At 45.6% G+C, this 18,980-nt stretch carries 20 protein-coding genes; 5 read left to right on the top strand and 15 right to left on the bottom strand.

Going from position 1 to position 18,980, the window contains the following annotated elements:
• Window positions 1–151: 151 nt before the first annotated feature.
• Window positions 152–280 (top strand): hypothetical protein, encoded by a 129-nt coding sequence (locus QUA53_RS19955; protein ID WP_333099358.1) that lies wholly within the window; start codon window positions 152–154, stop codon window positions 278–280.
• A gap of 894 nt (window positions 281–1,174) precedes the next feature.
• On the opposite strand, the gene QUA53_RS19950 is transcribed toward QUA53_RS19955, so the two are convergent.
• The 3 genes from QUA53_RS19950 to QUA53_RS19940 all read right to left on the bottom strand — a co-directional run bounded on the left by QUA53_RS19950 (window position 1,175) and on the right by QUA53_RS19940 (window position 3,580).
• The gene (locus QUA53_RS19950) at window positions 1,175–2,704 is read right to left on the bottom strand and encodes a relaxase/mobilization nuclease domain-containing protein (RefSeq protein ID WP_333099359.1); all 1,530 of its coding nucleotides are present in this window, start codon (window positions 2,702–2,704) and stop codon (window positions 1,175–1,177) included.
• A gap of 65 nt (window positions 2,705–2,769) precedes the next feature.
• Entirely contained in the window at window positions 2,770–3,171 is a 402-nt protein-coding gene (locus QUA53_RS19945; RefSeq protein WP_333099360.1) for a plasmid mobilization protein, read from the bottom strand.
• Between the two features lie 229 nt (window positions 3,172–3,400).
• Complete coding sequence (locus QUA53_RS19940; protein ID WP_333099361.1) at window positions 3,401–3,580, bottom strand: hypothetical protein; 180 nt, start codon at window positions 3,578–3,580, stop codon at window positions 3,401–3,403.
• A 75-nt stretch (window positions 3,581–3,655) separates the two neighbouring features.
• On the opposite strand from QUA53_RS19940, the gene QUA53_RS19935 reads away from it, so the two are divergent.
• A complete protein-coding gene (locus QUA53_RS19935) occupies window positions 3,656–3,913 on the top strand; it encodes a hypothetical protein (protein WP_333099362.1) in 258 nt (85 codons plus the stop codon).
• 239 nt (window positions 3,914–4,152) lie between these two features.
• Here the strand turns inward: QUA53_RS19935 and QUA53_RS19930 are convergent, their stop codons facing one another.
• From QUA53_RS19930 to QUA53_RS19890, 9 genes are all read right to left on the bottom strand, one after another.
• Entirely contained in the window at window positions 4,153–4,839 is a 687-nt protein-coding gene (locus tag QUA53_RS19930; protein ID WP_333099363.1) for a hypothetical protein, read from the bottom strand.
• Complete coding sequence (locus QUA53_RS19925; RefSeq protein WP_332950409.1) at window positions 4,836–5,345, bottom strand: hypothetical protein; 510 nt, start codon at window positions 5,343–5,345, stop codon at window positions 4,836–4,838. The genes QUA53_RS19930 and QUA53_RS19925 overlap by 4 nt, the downstream gene beginning before the upstream one ends.
• 35 nt (window positions 5,346–5,380) lie before the next feature.
• Complete coding sequence (locus tag QUA53_RS19920) at window positions 5,381–5,638, bottom strand: hypothetical protein (RefSeq protein ID WP_333099364.1); 258 nt, start codon at window positions 5,636–5,638, stop codon at window positions 5,381–5,383.
• 1,149 nt (window positions 5,639–6,787) lie between these two features.
• Entirely contained in the window at window positions 6,788–6,994 is a 207-nt protein-coding gene (locus QUA53_RS19915; RefSeq protein ID WP_333099365.1) for a hypothetical protein, read from the bottom strand.
• A gap of 769 nt (window positions 6,995–7,763) precedes the next feature.
• Window positions 7,764–7,997 carry a hypothetical protein gene (locus QUA53_RS19910; RefSeq protein ID WP_333099366.1) on the bottom strand — a complete coding sequence of 78 codons (234 nt, stop codon included), beginning with the start codon at window positions 7,995–7,997 and terminating at the stop codon, window positions 7,764–7,766.
• Window positions 7,998–8,107: 110 nt separating this feature from the next.
• On the bottom strand, window positions 8,108–11,491 hold the full coding sequence (locus QUA53_RS19905) for a DUF3854 domain-containing protein (RefSeq protein WP_333099367.1): 3,384 nt from the start codon (window positions 11,489–11,491) through the stop codon (window positions 8,108–8,110).
• A 263-nt stretch (window positions 11,492–11,754) separates the two neighbouring features.
• Entirely contained in the window at window positions 11,755–12,270 is a 516-nt protein-coding gene (locus tag QUA53_RS19900) for a hypothetical protein (RefSeq protein ID WP_333099368.1), read from the bottom strand.
• Between the two features lie 3 nt (window positions 12,271–12,273).
• The gene (locus tag QUA53_RS19895) at window positions 12,274–12,516 is read right to left on the bottom strand and encodes a hypothetical protein (protein WP_333099369.1); all 243 of its coding nucleotides are present in this window, start codon (window positions 12,514–12,516) and stop codon (window positions 12,274–12,276) included.
• Window positions 12,517–12,834: 318 nt separating this feature from the next.
• Window positions 12,835–13,119, bottom strand: coding sequence for a hypothetical protein (locus QUA53_RS19890; protein ID WP_333099370.1), 285 nt, complete (start codon window positions 13,117–13,119; stop codon window positions 12,835–12,837).
• Between the two features lie 192 nt (window positions 13,120–13,311).
• On the opposite strand from QUA53_RS19890, the gene QUA53_RS19885 reads away from it, so the two are divergent.
• Window positions 13,312–13,554, top strand: a complete 243-nt coding sequence (locus QUA53_RS19885) for a hypothetical protein (protein ID WP_333099372.1) — start codon at window positions 13,312–13,314, stop codon at window positions 13,552–13,554.
• Window positions 13,555–14,104: 550 nt separating this feature from the next.
• Here QUA53_RS19885 and QUA53_RS19880 read toward each other — a convergent pair.
• A complete protein-coding gene (locus tag QUA53_RS19880; protein ID WP_106332496.1) occupies window positions 14,105–14,434 on the bottom strand; it encodes a XisI protein in 330 nt (109 codons plus the stop codon).
• The gene (locus QUA53_RS19875; RefSeq protein ID WP_333099373.1) at window positions 14,422–14,838 is read right to left on the bottom strand and encodes a XisH family protein; all 417 of its coding nucleotides are present in this window, start codon (window positions 14,836–14,838) and stop codon (window positions 14,422–14,424) included. Before QUA53_RS19875 ends, QUA53_RS19880 begins: the two co-directional genes overlap by 13 nt.
• 337 nt (window positions 14,839–15,175) lie before the next feature.
• Between QUA53_RS19875 and QUA53_RS19870 the strand changes: the two genes are divergently transcribed.
• Window positions 15,176–16,126, top strand: a complete 951-nt coding sequence (locus QUA53_RS19870; protein WP_333099374.1) for a tyrosine-type recombinase/integrase — start codon at window positions 15,176–15,178, stop codon at window positions 16,124–16,126.
• A 16-nt stretch (window positions 16,127–16,142) separates the two neighbouring features.
• Here QUA53_RS19870 and QUA53_RS19860 read toward each other — a convergent pair whose 3' ends face one another.
• On the bottom strand, window positions 16,143–17,795 hold the full coding sequence (locus tag QUA53_RS19860) for a cytochrome P450 (RefSeq protein WP_445304968.1): 1,653 nt from the start codon (window positions 17,793–17,795) through the stop codon (window positions 16,143–16,145).
• Window positions 17,796–18,337: 542 nt separating this feature from the next.
• Here QUA53_RS19860 and QUA53_RS19855 point away from each other — a divergent pair.
• On the top strand, window positions 18,338–18,907 hold the full coding sequence (locus QUA53_RS19855; protein WP_333099376.1) for a DUF4255 domain-containing protein: 570 nt from the start codon (window positions 18,338–18,340) through the stop codon (window positions 18,905–18,907).
• The last annotated feature ends 73 nt before the right edge of the window (window positions 18,908–18,980 follow it).

The following is an 18,980-nucleotide window of genomic DNA, read 5'->3' as shown; positions in this document are numbered from 1 at the left end:
TTTAGCTGCTTAAACTTCAAATTGCGTCTCGCCAACTATCACCACAATATTGACCGATGCAAGAAAAGCCCGCGTCGGTTGCCGCCACAAAATCCTCCTCAATAGCTGAAGCTACGGCGCGAGATGGGTAGCCTATCGCCTGTTTGATTCTATGAGCTCCGTTGTGGGCGATCGAGCTGTCCCTCAAGTCGCTCGCTCGCTACCCAAGTGCGATGGGAAAGTTGTGGCAATTGATACCTGTGCTGCCACAAAAGCCGCCACAACAGCAGGAGCAATGTGAGCAGTCGGCACAGTCGAAGAGCGGGTAAAAATCAAGCTACTTAACACCTATGATGTCCTATTCATAAGGGTGCATTGTTTTTGTTTCTGCGCGTAAAAGTCAGGTTTGTACGGACAAAACCATTGCTTGCTACTACTCAAGAACAGCCATAACCTGCCTCAACAGGCAAATATACGCTCGACACAAAAAAGCAGTAATTTGGCATAAAATTGCAGGCATTTGCAGGATATTTACAGGCATTTGCAGGTAAAGTGCAGCCCCTGCAAATGCCTGTAATCTCACTGATTTTATACTGCAAATGCCTGACTTTATACTGCAAATGCCTGACTTTAGGGCACACAAAAATTAGCTAATTTTTTAGCGTTTTTAACAAAAACTGAATTGATTTAATAGTCAAGTTACAGTATGGTAAGTTGAATTAAAAATCAAGTTGAGCAAGTGCGAAAAAATTGGCAGCGTAGCAGCCGTTATGTCAGCCTTGACAGTTTCATAAATTGCTGTTGTCGGCCTCGCGCTTTGCAATCGGCTAAACAATTATTGTCCGATCGAGCTTAAAAGTCAGGTAAAAATTTACCCCCTGACTACGATCGCGACTTGATTTTTTAGGGAGTAACGGCGATAGCCGGATGCACCGCAATGTTCGCGAAAGCTGTATGTGCAGCGAAAACTGTTGACAAATATATTGGAACACTTATAATAATTATTGGCAGCGGTATCAATAATTAATGTCGCAATTAGGAAAATTTTTAGCTAGCGTTTTGCTTGCTTAAACCACAGTCAACAGGACTTACGTAAAGGCTCTATCTGTATGCCGCGCACGGAGCACCTTACGCCACAGATAGTCTAAAAATTACTCATTTGCGTAAGTCGTATCAATTTTTAAAACTGTAAAAGCTAATCCAATTCAATTTCTTGGATACGCCGTTTATACTGTTGGTTATTTTGTTTATGAGTTTGCTGTTCTTGCTCAATTAATTGTATCCAGCTCTCATTCCAACTTGACGGTGGATTAACAAGTTCTGCATTCGGTAGGAGCACACTCGCATTTCTAGCGAGCATAGAATCTTCTGCAATCGCTATAATAACGCTATCGAGTTCTTGTAAGAATTGTATAGGCAGTTGTGAAGCTCGTTCAATTCCTAGGTAAAGTGTCGCTGGTGCTGTTGTAGAGTTATCCTGTTCAATAAGCAAAATTGAAAGGGCTTCTATTGGGTTACACGCAATCACAGCTCGCTCAATTTCTCCAGTAGTGGCTACCCAGAAAGCAGCTTCAGATGACAGGGGATGGGTTGTACTAAAGTTGCCTCTTTCATCGAGAACAAAAGCGAAGCTGGCTTCTCCGTCAAGCGTCCGTCCTGTAAAGATAGCCTTTTCAGAGGCGGCATACAGCCAAGAATGAGAGTGCAATTTTTCAAGCAATTCTAAAGGTAAACTGTACTCGACTGCTAGATGCGAACGCACTTTTTGCCACTGAGTTTCATCAGGCTCAGGCAGGATTGACAGTTGTAACTCTAACTCATTGGCTGTTGCAGGAATTGCAGGCGCGCCTGCTACTAACTCGAATTGTGACGACTCTAGCTCATTTTCCTCTGCTTCACTGGGGGCAACAGCTAAGTGTTGTGGCTGCATTAAAGCATCAATTAGGGCGTTATCTCGCCCTTTGTCATAGCTAACGGCTCGATGCTTCTGCAATCCAGAAAAAGTGTAGGCTTTACCCAACTGAGTGCCACTTAAAGCGACCCCATCTAAATTGTAAGAAATGCCTTTACTCAAGCCGATTCCAGTTCGTGTGACTTGCACCTCTACGCCTTGTTGCTGCAACCGCTCAACGAATTCTGGCATACTTGGGTTGTCTTGGGTAACTTCATCAATTAGGTCTTGCAATTGCACTCTGACGCTCTTGTTTCCCTTGCTTTTTAATTGCCTGTGTTCTCCTGTAGTCTGAGCTCGCTTGTCTGTTTCCCAACTGGGTGTAACAGTTTCCAGGCTGTAGTTCCGTTCGAGTTGGCGAATAATTTCTTGGCTTTTGTAATAGTCCCAGCTATCGTCAACAACACCTCCATCTAGGCAAATGCGACTGGCGACGATGTGAATGTGGTCGTGTGCTGTATCGCTGTGCTTGACAACTGCGTATTGGTTGTTGTCAAATTCCATCGCTTTCATGTAGTTGGCTGCAATCGCCAGCCAGCGTTGGTCATTTTCTTCAGAATCTTCGAGTTTTTCGGTGCTATCGACAGATAAAGTGGCGTGAAAAACTGCTACTTTCAGGTTAGGTCTTAGTTGTCGGGCGATGCCAAATTCAGCAGCGAGTTCTTCAGGAGTTTGTCCGCACATAGTACCGCCAATTAGAGCAGCGTCTTTTTTACCTAGCACGTAGTTCAGGCAGCCCCGAAAGCCTGTACCTTTGATTTGTTTGCCAATCATAACCGAAAAGCCGTCAGTTGCACACAATCGATTGCTCAGGCGGTAAAGCCCAGGCTTGTTAATAATTAGCGTACTGTAGATTGGGCGAGGTTTGCAACTACTGTTTTAATTGCACCCCCGTTTTCTCGAATGAGTTGCTGTACGCTTTCTAAGAGTCCTGTATTGACAATAACGGGTTCTCCCAATGCCACAGAACTATTGCAAGCTTTAGTAATTTGATTGAGGTTGTTTCCGGCAATTCTCAATTGGGCATCAATCTTGCATAACACTTGATAGGCTTTTAAGTCAAATGCAGCTAGAGGGCGCGGCATGGTTCTCCTCAAAGCTGCACGGCGCATGAAGTCGCTCATGCTTAAATTGACTTGCTCTGCTCTTGCTTTAATTTGATTGTAGTCTGAGTCAGTTAGGCGAATGTGAATATGGTTTGATAGCAGCTCTCTAGGTTTGACTTCCGATAAAGTTTTCATAGTTTTTAATCAGTAAAAACCTTTTCCCAAGATACAAGTTAACCACTGTAATTGACAACCGCTAGTCAGGTGATTTTATCCCCCCCAATTGGAGAGGGCTATTAGAGGGTTTATCAAAGTGAGACTGACCCCTACCCAACTTTAATTTAATTTAATTTGTTTGTATAAATTATAGCGAGTGAGGCGATCGCACTGGAAGGACGATTAAACGTCTGATGGTGAGGGCTGGTTAACAAGAGAGCGATGGCTGGTTAACAAGAGAGCGAGCTTTTGAGCGATCGCTACCCAGGCGCGATGGAAAAATTGCGGCAATTGATGCCTGTGCTGCCACAAAAGCCGCCACAACAGCAGGAGCAATGTGAGTAATCGGCAGAGTCGAATATCGGGTAAAAATTAAGCCCCTTGACACCTAGAATGCCCCATTCATAAGGGGGCATTATTTTTGGTCTGCACGAATTAGTCAGAGTTTGCGATCGCAAAACCATTGCTTGCTACCGAGAGAGAACAGCCAAAACCAGCCTCAACAGGCAAAGGCACGCTCGCCACAAAAAAGCAGCAATTTGACCGAAAATTACAGGCATTTGCAGGATATTTTCGGGTAAATATAGGTAGAGTGCAGCCCCTGCAAATGCCTGTAATCTCACTGATTTTATACGGCACTTGCCTGACTTTATACGGCACTTGCCTGACTTTAGCGCTCCACAAAAATTTGATATTTTTTAGCGTTTTTAACAAAATATGAATTGATTTAATAGTCAAGTGGCGGCATCGGAATTGAATTAAGAAGCAAGTTGAGCAAGTGTGAGAAAATTGGCAGGTAGCTAAAATTTTAGAAGCGATTTTGTAGCGTAGTACCCACTATGCCAGCCATAAAGTTGAGGCTGGACTATCTGGTTTTTGCGCTCGCCCGCCGAGCTGTTCGCGAGTGTAAGGCTTACCTCGATCGAGTGTCCGCTGCCGTCTATTGCTAGCAGTCAACTACTAAACTACCATCGCCAGCCTTTCAATTCTTTGCAAGAGCAAGCGAGTGCGACCTGAATTTTTAGCAACGGGTGAGAGGAAAGCAGGCGCGATTTCGCACAGATTTGCAAGCTCGGCTCGAAACCATCCTGATAAAAATGCTTTCACTTCTTCGTCAGCTTGTTGCACTTCCTCGAACAAACTAAAACGCCCGTCAAGCAATGCCACGATGTCTTCAATATCAGAACTAAAATAAAAGTTACCCCCACCCCTACCAATGAAAGCTTCTATTTTGGAAGCTAGAAGGTAAGGCGTTGAAAAAATTAGGATTTGCCTACCACTTGGAAGTTGGTAGCGAATAGAGTTAGCAATGCCCGGCCTGTACCAGCGATTGGAAAACCCTAATACAGAGGAGTCGCACGGCATGACATCAATTGAAATGCCCTCGTACTGCCAGCGACATAGGGGTGCGCCTGATTCTGTACTCTCTTGAAGCCCAAGGGTTCGCAACAAGTTCGAGAAGTTGTAATATTCAGCTCTGGACATGATTTCGACAACACAATCAACATCGTCGGTAGGTCGAATGTCAGGAGCAGCCACTTCGTCCAGATACAGGAATATCGTTGCTCCTCCTGTGAAGACGATGGTAGTGCGTACTTGAGAGAGTATCCGGGCGACTGTTTCCAGCATGAATATCTGCTGATTCATAGAGCGACGATCCTCTTTTCAAGTTCGCTAGCGGCTAAACGTTGCTCCCGCACCCGACCAACTCGAATAGCGTCAATCAAGCTGAGCAAGGCATAAAGTTTTGGATCGTTACTGGCAGCTTGGGGGACTGAACGGTACAGAGGCGCGATTGCCTGCCCTCTCACGGCACCTTGAGGGTCAGGCCAGACATAAACCTCAGATGGTGAGGCAACCAGCTTGCTTTTCAATGGCTCAGCAGAATGTGCAGTTGGCAGTCCCCGCGAGAGGGGGCCTGGTTGGGCGTAGAATACATAGCGCAACCCGTGAACCAAGAATTCCAACACCGCTTGCTTCAAAATTTTCCGCTCGGAGCCATAATACAGACCGGCAGCTTCAGAACGCTCAAGGGCAGCATGAACCTCTGATGCGCTCATTCCCAAGCTTTGAGCGAGAGAACTGTACGTCCAGTTCGTTGAATCCCAACTGTGGACTTTGAGTATTGCAAGGATATCTTGGGGTTTTAGCATAGCGGATGAGCGAGCGCATTGTTTCCTTGTTTCCTTTATTCTACATTCGCGAATAGCGAATAATCAAGGTGTGGCGACTTTAATTGACTGCTCGGCGCTCGTTGAAGGGCAATCGCCATGTAGCGAATACAGCGCTCGCCCCGGTTGCTTGAAACCGTTGTAGGTAGGAGCGATCGCACTATAAGTTTCAGAAAACTTAGCCAGAACTTTCCTTTACCGATATAAATATATCGCCCAACATTGCTATTGCTACCATCTTTCCCTGCTTTTTTCCAGTTCTTCCCAGCTTGCATAAATTTGCATAAATTTGAGTTTTTTGTTGCTAATACCGCCCAAAAGAGGGTTAACAATTCAAGCTGAGGTTACAATTTTTTACTCATAAAAACTCAAAAACCACAGCAATAACTCAGAAAAACTCATCGTCGAGCGGCCCCAAAAAGTTAATTTTGAGGGGTTTTCCTGTCCCGGTACGCTTAAGATTTATTTAACAACTAAACAGCAAACTCTACAATAATTTTTTAAGCAAATGTAGAAGAGGCTCAAAAGTGGTAGCATTTATAGCAAGCTGTACTTTCACAATTGAGCAAGTCGAACTAATTAAATAGGCTGTTAAGGTTGCCTAAAAGATTGCCGCCTCGTTATTAGCCATTCAGCTATAGCATATTAATTTATCGGAACAATAGCGGTAGCGTTTTTCTAGCAAGAGTTGCAGTACAGGGAGCCGAGTTTGATTGAATGCAGTGCTAACGCACTTTTGTATAAGAGAAGTGAAGTGGAAGAGTATTTTTTTCGGGCTGCCAGAATGCTCATGCAGAGTGTTCGCTATCTTCATCTGCTCTGTTGCCTCGCTGATTCAGGTACTAATGCCAGTGATGTTACGACTACTACAAAGGTCAGGTTCTTCTAAGAAGTAATGCCTGCCAGCAATAAGCGCGAGTTGCATTCTCCACACAGAGGGTGCAACTTTTTGTAAGAAGAAATAACACCACAATTGTTACTGACGGCAATAAAAAGCTTTATATTTTAACCCTTCTGTTTCCTAATATTTCCTAATATTCCCTAATATCTCCTACTTGTCCCTAATATTTCCTAATATTTCCTCCAAAATTCACAAAATTTAATTAAGTTAAATTAAATTTCGCTGCTTTTTAATTGATTTTTTGTACTCCGACACCTCTTGAATCCTCCTAATTAGTGCGCTAGTCGCATAGCAAGCCATGTCAAATAGACGTACAAAAGTCGAATTTGAGCACTTTTTACCAATTTAGGGTTTTTGCAAGACTGCAATGAGAACAGTTAGAAATTGAAGTTAGCTCACGCTCACTCTGGGAAGCCTTGAAGAGAAAGTTTGACTCGCTCGCTGTTTGGATTTTGACGCCCGCTGTACACTCGCTCTTGGCTTCAATATCGACTCAAAGAGCGAGTGTACAGGACAGCCGCCTTTACGATGGAGCGTCGCCGGGCACGACGCAAGCCAGTTGGTGCTGTTGAATATCGGCGGCGGATGCCTGACGCGATCGCGCCTTGCCCTCCTGTTTGCAAGCGAAGCAGCCGGCTGATGTCGAGGATCGCGAGGGAATCGTTCGTCCGATAGCCAGCAAGAGCGCGATCGCCTTGACACCTAGGATTCCCCATTCATAAGGGTGCATCGTTTTTGTTTCTGCGCGTAAAAGTCAGGTTTGTGATCACAAAACCATTGCTTGCTACCGATCGAGAACAGCCATAACCAGTCCCAACAGGTTATGGCACGAACAGCACAAAAAGGCAGTAATTTGGCATAAAATTGCAGGCATTTGCAGGATATTTACAGGCATTTGCAGGTAAAGTGCAGCCCCTGCAAATGCCTGTCTCCTCACTGATTTTGTACTGCAAACGCCTGACTTTATACTGCAAATCCCTGATTTTTGGGCGCACAAAAATTAGCTAATTTTTAGCGTTTTTAACAAAGACTGGATTGAATTAATAGTCAAGTTGCTGCATCTGGATTGAATTAATAGTCAAGTTGCTGTATCTGGATTGAATTAATAGTCAAGTTGCTGTATCTGGATTGAATTAATAGTCAAGTTGCTGCATCTAAATTGAATTAATAGTCAAGTTGCTGCATCTGGATTGAATTAATAGTCAAGTTGCTGCATCTGGATTGAATTAATAGTCAAGTTGCTGCATCTGGATTGAATTACAGCAAGCGTATCTTTTCGCTTGGTCACTCAACTCAAAACCTTGACGCACCTTTGCTTTCAATCTGCTTGTCACCCCGTCAACACCCCCCCAGGTGGATTCCACCTGATTATTGATTCGGTACTGAGACTCAGAATCACGCCTTCAATGAATTCTTGGGCTTGCTCGCTCGCAGCAGCCACTTCTCGCGTTTAGAGGCTGTAATTTCAGGAAGTTGATAGGTGGCCACCAGTCGCTGATTTAGGCGACCAATTCCTCCCGCAACTCCCCCACATCGGGCGGTTCCTGTTCGTACTCAGCAAAGCTTTGAAACACTATCCGCAAAGATTCTAAATTTTCAAGTTTTCGGTTTGCGGTGGCGATTGCGAGTTTCGCCTGCGATATTTGATGTTCGCGGTTGTTCATGATGCGATTGATGGCGGCTTCTCTCGACGGTGCGAGTCGCGAACAGATAAGTCTGCTGGAATTCGACAAATGTTTTCATGGGAATAACTAACTTACTTGGAGTGAAGCTGACTAAGAGCCAATATCGATACAGAGAGACGAAAGCCTAGACGGGACAAGGCTCGCAGTGTGTTCTTGGATTAAGCCCAATCTTCAGATTCGGGCGAAAATCTCCCGTCGGAGTCTGAAAGCGACTTGAAATCTGGCAGCAAATCAAGCTGATGCGCTTCAGTCTCTGCTGTGAAGATTGGCAATTCCAGCTCTGGCTCTGATTCCAATGGGGCGTGAGGCACAGATGACTTTTCTGGCGTCGGCGTCAGTATTGGCTGTGCTTCTGTCACTGCTTCTGTTGTCGGCTGTTCCCACTCCTGCTTCGAGAGTTCGATCTGTTCAGATGGAGTTTTTGGCTCGGTCTCGGAAGGAGCGGGGGCGTGAGGTAACTGTTTCGGCTGAGGCTGAGCTTCTAACTTAGCTAGTAGCGCTTTAAATACAGTTTGCTCACTCGCCGTCAACGCGAACCAAACTTTTTTTCGGTTAGCGAAACCTTTGTCGCAAGTTTCCGTGAGACATTTTTTCACGGCATCGGTAACTAGGGGGTCTGATTGTATAACCGCGAACCGCATCAGGTTAACGAGTTCTAGTTCCTCTTCGTTGAGATTTGAGTCGGTCGCGGACTCTGAAACTAAGTAACGCCCGTTAAGGTTGAATTGTTTGGTAGGTTTACCTTCTTTGACTGAAATCTCGCGGTCAAGCTCAATCCGGCATAGCCCATCGCTCCACACCTTAACTACGATGGCCCGCTCGTCTATATATTCTTGAGCTCCGGGATACTGGGTCGAAACTTTTACTCGCTCGCCGACATTCCAATTCACCATCAGGACGCTCGGCGGCTCTGTTGGTTCGGTTGGCTCTATTGGTTTGGATTCCAGAGGGGCGATCATCCCTGGCTCGGATAGCTGAGGGTTGTTACAAGTTTTTGAGCTGTTACAGGATTGTGCTGAGGACTCAAAAGTGGGTGTGACAGTTGTGGTTACAGGAGTTACATCAGTTAAGGATTCACCTTCAGCCGTGTTATTAAGATCATCTGTGATCTCGTATGATGAGGTCTTTTCATGTTGGCTACTTTCATCCTGTAACGCTGTAACGTCTGTAACCATGCGGGTTTTAGGGTTTTTAGATGTTGTAACAATTTCAGAATTGCTTGTAACGTCTGTAACCACAACGGTTTGAGCTATTTTAGAATGTGCTGGAATTTCTGCAATCTTTGAAGTGCCTGTAACCGTGCGGGTTAGAGTTAATTCTTGCAATCCGCCATCAGCACAAATAGTTTTGATGCAAGCCCAGTTCGGGATGTGCGGTCGGTTGCTGCCACCTTCATCCTCCGCGACTGCTACATCAACAAAGCACGGTAAAATCTGAAGTCCCCGCCACTGAGCGGGAATGCGCTTGATTTTGTCGCCTTCTCGCACAACCTCGGAAGCTCGCCAGTGATTTGACAATACTCGCTGCAAGTGGTGAACGAATTTGTTGTAACCGCTTGGCGAGAGATTGTGGGCTTTGCAATATGCCGCGTACCAACTGTGCAGATCACTACCGACGTAACTATCGCCACCCGATCTCAAACAGCGATCTACAAAAGAGCGAACGCTATCTCCCAGAATCGCGCCGTCTTGTTTCAACGCGACAATTGACGGGTTGGTTGACGGTACGAGCAAAATGCGATTGCGTTCTGTCTTGTCCATTGATAGCGCCCAACCAGCGATCTCACCCAGCTCTGCCGATAGTTTGCGGCCTAGCTCCGGATCTTCGATGCTTGCCGTTCGGGCGCGGGTTTGCAACGGAATGCAGCGCCTGTCCCAACCATCGCCACTGTTCTCCGTTTGGATGTGTTCGACGGAGGCGATCGCAAATCGCACGTTCCATTTTTTTTGGTAAGCCGATGCCGAAAATAGCGCCCGTCCCGAAATGCCGCCATTATCCACCAATTCGTAAAAAGCTTTGAGCCCGCTCAGAAATCCGCCAGCATCGGGGATGTAAAACAAGGATTTACCAGTTAATAATTGATGCCGGCCTTCAGGTTTTGTCAGCTCGGTCAAGCTATTGGAACTAACGCTGTTTTCTTCGCCAAGTAAGTTTGCCCAAGTCCGCAGCATCACGCCTTTCCCGCTACCGCTATCCCCAATCAAGTAAGCAAACTTCCCGTAAGGTGCGGTTGGGTCTAAGTACATCGAAGTTACGGCCCTGATGACTTCTATCTGTTCGACACCGTAGGCAGAAAGTATGAATTGCTTAAATTCGGCTGGACATTCTGACCCTGGCACATAATCGCAGGGGGAACAAGAAAGCAGGTAATGTTCCTTGTCGTGTGGGAACAGTTCGCCAGTCCTCAAATCTACAGTGCCGTTGGAGAATGATTTGAGGTGGTTCCGAGAAGTGTCAACCTTCTGGTGCAGCACCTTCCGGCAATATTTAAAAGCCGAATCTAAGAATTTGTTAGTGCCGAACTTAAACTTTTTGCCGACTTCTGCTGTTTCGTAGCAATTCTCGGTAAAGTCGCCGATGAGTTTGTTTACGTCCGCTTCATCTTGGAACTGCCAATAGCGCCCGTTCCATTGGTAGAAAGCATCATTGACAACTATCCAATCATCTCCGAATAAATTCTTGAGGCAGTGTGCCTCAAACGTTGTGGACTTGGGGACTAAGTATCTGTCTCTAGTTCCACCACTGCCGCCGTCGCCTCCAAAGGTTTTTGATTCCCAGTCCTTAAAAGTAACGGACGTGGCCAGCACTTTTCTAAAAGCTTCAATGCTCTTTCGTTGAATCAAATCGTCCATGCCTTTGGTTTCGCCTTCCATGCCCGCATCCCAACCTCCAGTTGCACTGTAGACCGGAACGTCGAACTTGAGCAACACAAGACCGAGTTTCCGCTGTTCCCAGGTGACGTTTGGGTTGGTGGCGGCGTCGGCATCGAAGGCAAAGATAAACCCGAAGCCGGCACGGGCGTACTTTTCTAAAGTTTCGACCAAGTAGCGCTTGCCTTGAATGTCTCCTTTTTTAGAGGTTAGACCCATTGAAACGCCCAGCAGTGCAATAGTTGGGATGTCGTTAGCGCACCCGGCGATTCCTTTGAACGGGCCTTCAGTGAGGACAATGCACGGATGGTCGTTGATGCGGTAGCAGTGCTGCTTGAGATTTTCGGGCTCCCAGTAGTTTTTGTCGGTGGGATGCTGGGGCAAGAATGCGTCGTATTCTCCCACTGGTGTGCGATATTTGGGCGCTTTCTTGCAGCTTTCTGATTTCCAAGGCTTGTCTGGCCTGAATTGGAATTGTGTGGTTTTTCCCACAAACAGGATACCGCCAGACTTCGCCGCGTAGCCCAAGTAAACTGATGCCTCATCCGCAGATACAGTGCGGCAGTTGGCGTAGCTCCAGTCGTTCAACAGCCCCCGGCTCTCAATGTGGCTTTTGTGTTTGGGGCAAAGATAAGTGGTAGTTGATAAAAATTGATTTGCAACAACGTTCATAGATGCCTCTCTCGCTACTCATAGCGGTGCTAACTGGTTTTTTTACAAAAACCCGCGCTTATGTAGAAGAGACGGCTCTGCTGTAACTACCGTTGATGTGCAAAGGTGCAAAATCTGCGGTAATGGCAGAAATAGACTATGATGGTCTTAGAAATTTTATTTTTTTTGTTGTCTGCCGTCTCTTCTAAAGACTGCGGACTCTTTTTTTTGGTCTGGTCTAATCGATGCGGGCGGTCGCTTGTTGGCAACAGCCTTTTCCAATTTTAAACTCGAACGTATGGCTTAGATTGCTCGCTGGCAAGGAATTTCTGATAAGCTTCCTTATCGCCACCGCATGAATCCACAGAAACCTGGCTAACAATCTCATAAGTCATTGCTTCAGCTTCCTCTGGCATCAAAGGCTGTCGCTCGCAGTAAGCAATCTGTACATCCCGAAACTCCGGCAGTTCCCCCTCAATTTCTGATAGGTCGGCTTCATATCGAAACACCTTGACCACTATCCAGTCCGAGGGAACCACAAGGTAAGCTTTCCAAGGGCTGCCCTCTTTTTTTACGTGGTAGGTGAGCCGTTCGCCAAGTTTGACCTGACGCTTGAGTAGTGGGCGGGAATCGTGGGAAAGCTGCAACAGTCGAGTTAATTGCTTGCCAATCACAAGCTCTTTGCTCTCGATCGGCACCCATTTTTCTTGCTCTTTGACTAGGTAGAGGCTCAGCGTAGACTTCCTTGCCAATGGGTCGTAGAGTTCGATGTCTTCAGTTATTTGTTCGAGTAATGTCATTGTTTATACCTTGCCCTCATCCCTATTATCTTGATGGTCGCCCCACATATCCCAAAAACTCGTCTGTTTGCCTTTGAAGACGCAATCGACTGATAGGTCTGAATCGTCCTCGTTTTGTTCGACTCTTTTGAGTTCCCACCCATACTTTTTTTCCATCTCCTTGCAATCTTCTTCAGATGACGCCGAATGTCTGTTTTCCTGCTCCGAATCGTCATCCTCACTTTTGCTAAACGGCCATCCAATCATTGCAGTCACTCCTTTAAATGGATGTATTTTAAAACGCCTCCAGCTTTTTATAGTAAGGGTTTGGGGGGTCGTGGAACTCAAAAAAATTGAAATGCCGTTCTTAGCTCTGGTTCTACCTAAATGCAGCCCACAAAAGCTTTTGGCAAAAAATCTGAGACATTTTGAACTTTTAATCCAGCACACTTGGCATTGTTGTTTTGGGTATACACAAAACGCGAGATAAACAAATTTTGCTGTATACCCGTAGTTCAGCCTAGTTTTTCAAGTAGTGTTTCCCATTCCATAATTTGATTTTTTAGCAATTGAACCCGATCGCCTTTAGCCTTGCGCTTGAGAAACAAACCCCTGCCAGCAAGTTCTTCGCGGGCTAATGCGATACTCTGCTCCAAGACTTTTGGTCAATTCCTCCCTATCCTCCTTTGCTATTTCAGTATCGGTCATTCCCACCATCTGACGGGCGAACTGTTCCAAGAATTCAGAGCGCGATATGTCAAGAGCCTCAGCCCTGGTGTCGATCGCCTTCATCGCGGTGGGAGTTACAAAAATGCTGTAGCGCTCTTTGTTTTCGCCCCAAGCGCTGCGTTCTGCGGGTTTTCTGGTCATTTGTCTGTGTATGCACAACAATTTTCATCATAGGGCTTGACAATACCCAAATAAAAGTGCTATGTATGTGCATACATAAGCATATTTGTGCATACACAGGCATAGTTTAACACCAAAATCAAACCCCGCTCCCTCTGACTGGAAATCTTCTGGGGCGGGGTGTGGCACTCACATTAATGAGGTTTTTCAATCATGACACAAATACCGATACCGCTAACGGTTGAGGTGTCCGCTGCTGCTGCAACGCCAAAGGTGACGAGCGCTTCTTTGTACCCTTCGTTGTTGGCATCCGTGGAAACGATGGCAGACCCAGAACTCTGGGTTTTGATGGAAGCGGCCGTTTATTCACTGCGCCAAAGGGACACCCTTCAGGGGCGCTTGTCGCCCCCTGAAATGCAACGCCCAAATTCGAGTAGTTGCCGTCGTGTCCAGTGATGGGAAAAGTTTTTGTATTGCTTCATAGCAAGAACCTTTCAATTAATATCCTCACGCTAACATGAAGCAACCCTCGGCTTCGCACAGAGCTTTCGCTGGGCTCTAGTCCGCAGGTTTGCCGGGGAAGCTCCAGAAAGAGCGATCACTCTTTCCGGCATCCGAATAATGTAGGGGCATTTTCCCGTCCTTCAATCTCGCCCGTAACCATGCGATCGTTATTTTCACTCTCTTAACTGAAATTATGATCTTTTTGCATATTTTATGAGCCAGAAGTCTTGGCTTGTTGCCAAGATAGCGGGAAGCTGACAATCCTGCTGAGGGAAAAATAACGCTCGCGCAGATTATTCTGCGCGAGCAGAAAGTGAGTATCTTTCTGCCGATGATAAAGGGGGTAGCTAACCCGGATTATGAATCTCTTCCCCAATGCTATTCCTCGACATTTCCAAACACAGGATTTTCAGATCAACCCGGTTTATGAGCGTAAGTTCCGCTCGCGTGACAAAACTAAATACTTTATTTTTGATGAAAATGTAAATCTTCCGTATCCCAATTACCCCACTGCAAACTCAGTAAATTGACGCACGTAAGGGGCTTTAAAAGCTAAAACAATATCTTCCTTGGGAACTCCGGCGGCTACTAACTCATTCGCTATTCCTGCTTCCGTTCTATCCCTCTGAATCCAAAATTTACCATCTTTTATATCAACGTGAATCACACAGCCGTAAACCCGTTTTTGCTCGTCCCAGCCCAAATGAACCACATGATAATGCTCCCGTTCGGTATCAAAAAGTAATTGAACTTCTGTTTCAGTATCCAAATCATTCCTTGAGTGTTGAGACAGAATTGTTTGGATTAATTCTCTGTAGTTTACTCTTTCCATAAAAGTATCTCCTCTTGAATAGCATCAAAAATGAGTAATTTGAGCTGATGCTCAGCGATTAATTCTTGAATAAAACGATTGCAGAAAAAATCATTATACACATCTTGGTTTATTGCTAAATACAAAATTCTGTTTGGTTGCTTTTTTCTCAGGGCAGAACGATAGCTGAGAAATTGACCCAAAGCTATATAAAAGCTGGCTAAATCAGATGCACCGATAAAAGACTTAATCTCTACAGCAATCTTGAAGCCATCTTTCTCTGCTGCTAAAATTTTCTCCCCTGCTAAGTCGATAAAAAAATCAAGTTCCTCTACCTTGATAAAAAGAGGATCGTGAGTGATGATCCATCCCTCTTTTTCTAAAGCTGAACGAACAGCATTGTGAAAGATATCTTTAGCGGACATATCATACCCACGAAATTGCTTAACCGAGCAGTATTGATTGCCATTCCGCCATCATATCATTACAGCCATTCGCGATCATCGCACTCCCCAAAAATTCCCCCACGGAGCATAACTCTCCCACCCACCAGCAATAAAGCAATATCAGGTCATTCACAGCAACTAGCCCAAAAAAACAGGCTAAAGCTGCATAAAGGTGTTCTTCTTCTACGAACAGGAGCAAACACACGGGCTCGTCCCCGGACGGTGAGGGTTCACGAGGGAAGAGCCAAATCGATCGATCGCGTGAACCGTTAAAGGCGTAAAATTTACTCTTTATAAGCGAAGTTATAAAGAGTAAATGCTCAACAGAATTGAAGAGCAACAGCCGGAAACCTTGAAGTTGCAGGCACCGGTGCCACTGGCATTGCATCCTGCAGCGGTGTACCTTGACAGTTTGGGGAGCGATCTCTCGAAGGCAACGATGGCGGCAGGACTCGACATCATGGCGAAGTTGCTGGCGGGCTCCGAGTGCGACCGGATGACGTTGAATTGGGCAGCATTGCGCTACAAGCACACGGCAGCGCTGCGCTCGGCTCTGGAGAAAAAGTACGCGCCAGCTTCGGTCAATCAAATGCTGTGCGCCCTACGGCGGGTGCTCAAGGAAGCTTTGCGGTTAGATTTAATCGACCCCCTGGATTACAGCAAGGCGGTGGACGTGAGAAGCGTCAAGCAATCGGGAAAGCCAAGGGGGCGGGCGCTATCCCCGGATGAAATTGCAGCGCTGGTGCAAAGCTGCTCTGGTGAGAGTACCGTTGATGTTCGAGATGCAGCCTTGATCGCTATCTTGCGGGGGGGAGGCATTCGCCGCGCTGAAGCAGTCAGCCTTAATTTGGACGATTTCAACCGCTCTACGGGAGCATTGGAAATTCGATTCGGGAAGGGGAAGAAACACAGGATGGTTTATCTCCCAGAGGCAGCGATGGCGTTGGTAGAAAAGTGGCTCAATTTGAGAGGAGAGGAACCGGGCCCGTTGCTTTTTCCCATCCGTAAGGGAGGAGAAATTCAATTTCGGCGGATGACGGACGATGGTGTTTTGAAGATTTTGCAGCGACGGGCTTTCCTCGCTGGAGTGGATTCTTTCTCGCCTCACGATTTCAGGCGGACGTTTTGCTCAGACCTCCTCGATGCTGGAGTCGATATCGTGACAGTGCAAAAGTTAGCAGGGCACGCATCGCCGGTAACGACAGCTAAGTACGATCGCCGGGGCGAAGAAACGAAGCGACGGGCTGTGCAGCATTTGGGGTTTTGATTTGAGGGTGGAGAGCTCATCGCAGATTTTCTTGAGCCAGCCAATTCACCCTAATCAGGCTATCTTGTACATTCTTAAAAATGGCGGTGTTTGAAAGGTTTAGGCTCAGTTTCTCTCTCGAAAGCGTACTGGCATTCGATCTGACGGATAAATTAACAGGTTTTGCTGTAATTGTTCCAGAGAAGAACGACCGTTGACTAACTCCCAATCGAAGTGGCGCACCAATAATGCTAACATCATCGTTCCTTCCAGCATTGATAGATGCTCTCCTAAACAACGATGCGAGCCGCTCGCCAAAGTCTATCATTGGCAGTGAACTTGTTTCCTTATTCTTGTCTAACCAACGTTCCGGCAGAAATTCCTCTGGATGAGCATAAACTTCTGGATCTTTTCCGGCTGCAAGCATTGACCAGGATACTCTCGTCCCACGCGGAATCACTGTACCGTCAATTAGAGTATCCCGTTGAGCCTCTAATGTAGTTGAGCCAGAGGCCACTGAATAAAGGCGCAGTGTTTCTTTGATAATGGCACGAATATAAGCCAATTCTTTGAGGTTTTTTAGGTTGATCCCACTTTGTTTTTGCCAAGCTTGGTCAACGACATCTCGTGCTTGTTGAAATACTCTTGGATTTAAGCTCAATTCGCCAACTGCAAAGGATAAAGTATGGGCTGTGGTGTCAGTACCCGCGATTAATAGTTCAATCGATTCTGATATTAAGGTTTCGCGATCGTATTTTGGTTCTTTAGCCGCGATTTTGACTAACATTGATTCCCTAAACAAACTACTGACTTGTGGGAAATCACCTTGATTTTGTTCTCTCATCTGTAAAGCTAAGTCAACGCGGGGGGGAGTAAGGAATTCCGTTAAATATCGCCTTGCTGCCCAATAATCCCGTGAATTCTGAGTTGGCAAATATTTCATCCATCTTTTCTCCCCCGTAGCTTGTCGCAGGAGACGATAACCTACAATAGACATCGCTTCGTACACCTTGCTAACTTCCAGGGGCGAACCTTCCTGAGTGGTACTATTTCTATCTACAGGAATACCTAGTACAAAAGAGGAAATCACCCTCATTGTTAGTTCCACAAACAGAGGATCTACCTCCACTTCTTTTGTGGGGGCAACTTGTTTCAGCGTCTCAATGACTTGTTCGCAAGCTTGGCTAATTATTTCCAGATATTTGGAAATATTGCTCGAACTAAATTCTGGATTCCAAGCCTGGCGTCGCCACTGCCACTCGGTTGCAGTTTCTCCGAGCATAATAGAACCGCTGATATCGTTCCATGCTTGACGTACTTGCTTGGATCTAATTAAGCTACCATCTCTCATCCCATTGATAATGGTATCTTCAATTACTTTTGGTTTACTTAAAATCACAGATGGAGTCCTGCCATTCCAGATGACGTACATCGGGCCTAGCTGCTGGCTCCAATCAAAGGATTGCTGAAATAATTTCTTCTGTTTTACTGCGGCTAATATTTGTGGCAGATTTCCTAACACCCAGTATTGGGGAGGCGAAGGAAGTGATTTTAGCGATTTATAAGCCTCCTTTTCTTTCCACCATCGCCAACTCAGTACAGACGCTATGCTAGTAACGACTAATACTATACCTAAATATAATAAAAAGTCAGAAGAACTATTTATTTGAGAAGTAATGCTTTGAAACATAAATCCGCCCAAGTCTATCCCAACTTTTTTCTTTCCATATACTACCTTGAAATGGAGATTAAGTAAGTCACCCTAATTAACGATAAAACGTTCGCGTTAGTAGCTGTCTAATGTGGCTCTAGCATTAACTCCTTTAGTGATAATCTGCCAGAATTCGTACTCGCCCTAAAATATGCGACAAGCTAATTCTTCCGGCTATTGATGGGAACTCTCATCCTCAATCTGATTTATCTGAGAATGGTAGGGCGGGAAAAAAGAGTATTTCCCCCTCTAGGAAAGCATGGAAAGAGAGGCGATCGCTCCTTTGACTCGATCCGGCTTCACCTCTTTCTTCGCGCTGCAACTGTTCGAGGTTGTTGTGACCGCTGATTTCTTGAATAATCCGCAGGCGAAGTCTGTATCGTATGGTTATTGTATCATGTTTGGGGTTTCCTGCAGACCCTTTTACTGTACAAGACCCTTTTTAAACAGTTTCTGAGATTCGGTTATACTATTTCACTATATTCATTATTCAGCAATCATGTTGAAGTCAAGAAAACACCATGCTAGACACTGCACTTAAGTTTCTCAAAGATGAATTAAATACTTACTTGCTGACCCAGGCAGGTTCAGACTCGATCAAGGTGGAGATGAGTAAGTTGGTAGATGAGGCCGGTAAATATGCGTTTGAGCTAGACACCATTGCGGCTTCTATTATCAACATAGAAGAGGAGCGCATCTTCAAATCCCAGCTTCCGGAACGCATTTATACAAACGGGCAACATATCGTGTTGGAGCCTGAATTAAAACTTAACTTACATGTGCTATTTGCCGCCAACTTCAAAGTTTACGATCAAGCACTGAAGTATATTTCCTACGTGTTGACGTATTTTCAGTCCCATCCCTCCTTCACATCGGTAGAATATCCCGGTCTCGATCCAAGTATTGAGAAACTAACAACAGAACTGCAATCGCTCAGTTACGAGCAATTAAACCAAGTATGGGCTTTTATCGGTGGGAAGCAACTGCCATCTGTTATCTACAAGGTTCGCATGGTGTCCCTACAGGCTAGGGTTCCAACGCTTATTCAACGTCCAATCATAGAAATCAACACAAATCTTCACACCCAATGACCCTGTGATTTAGTATGATTATTGAGTAAGTATCTAATTACAGCATATTCCAAGTCCATAGAGTACAGTAGCA

This window comes from Microcoleus sp. Pol12B3 (assembly GCF_036701355.1).
Taxonomy (GTDB): Bacteria; Cyanobacteriota; Cyanobacteriia; order Cyanobacteriales; family Microcoleaceae; genus Microcoleus.
This window is presented reverse-complemented; position numbering and strand designations above follow the sequence as displayed.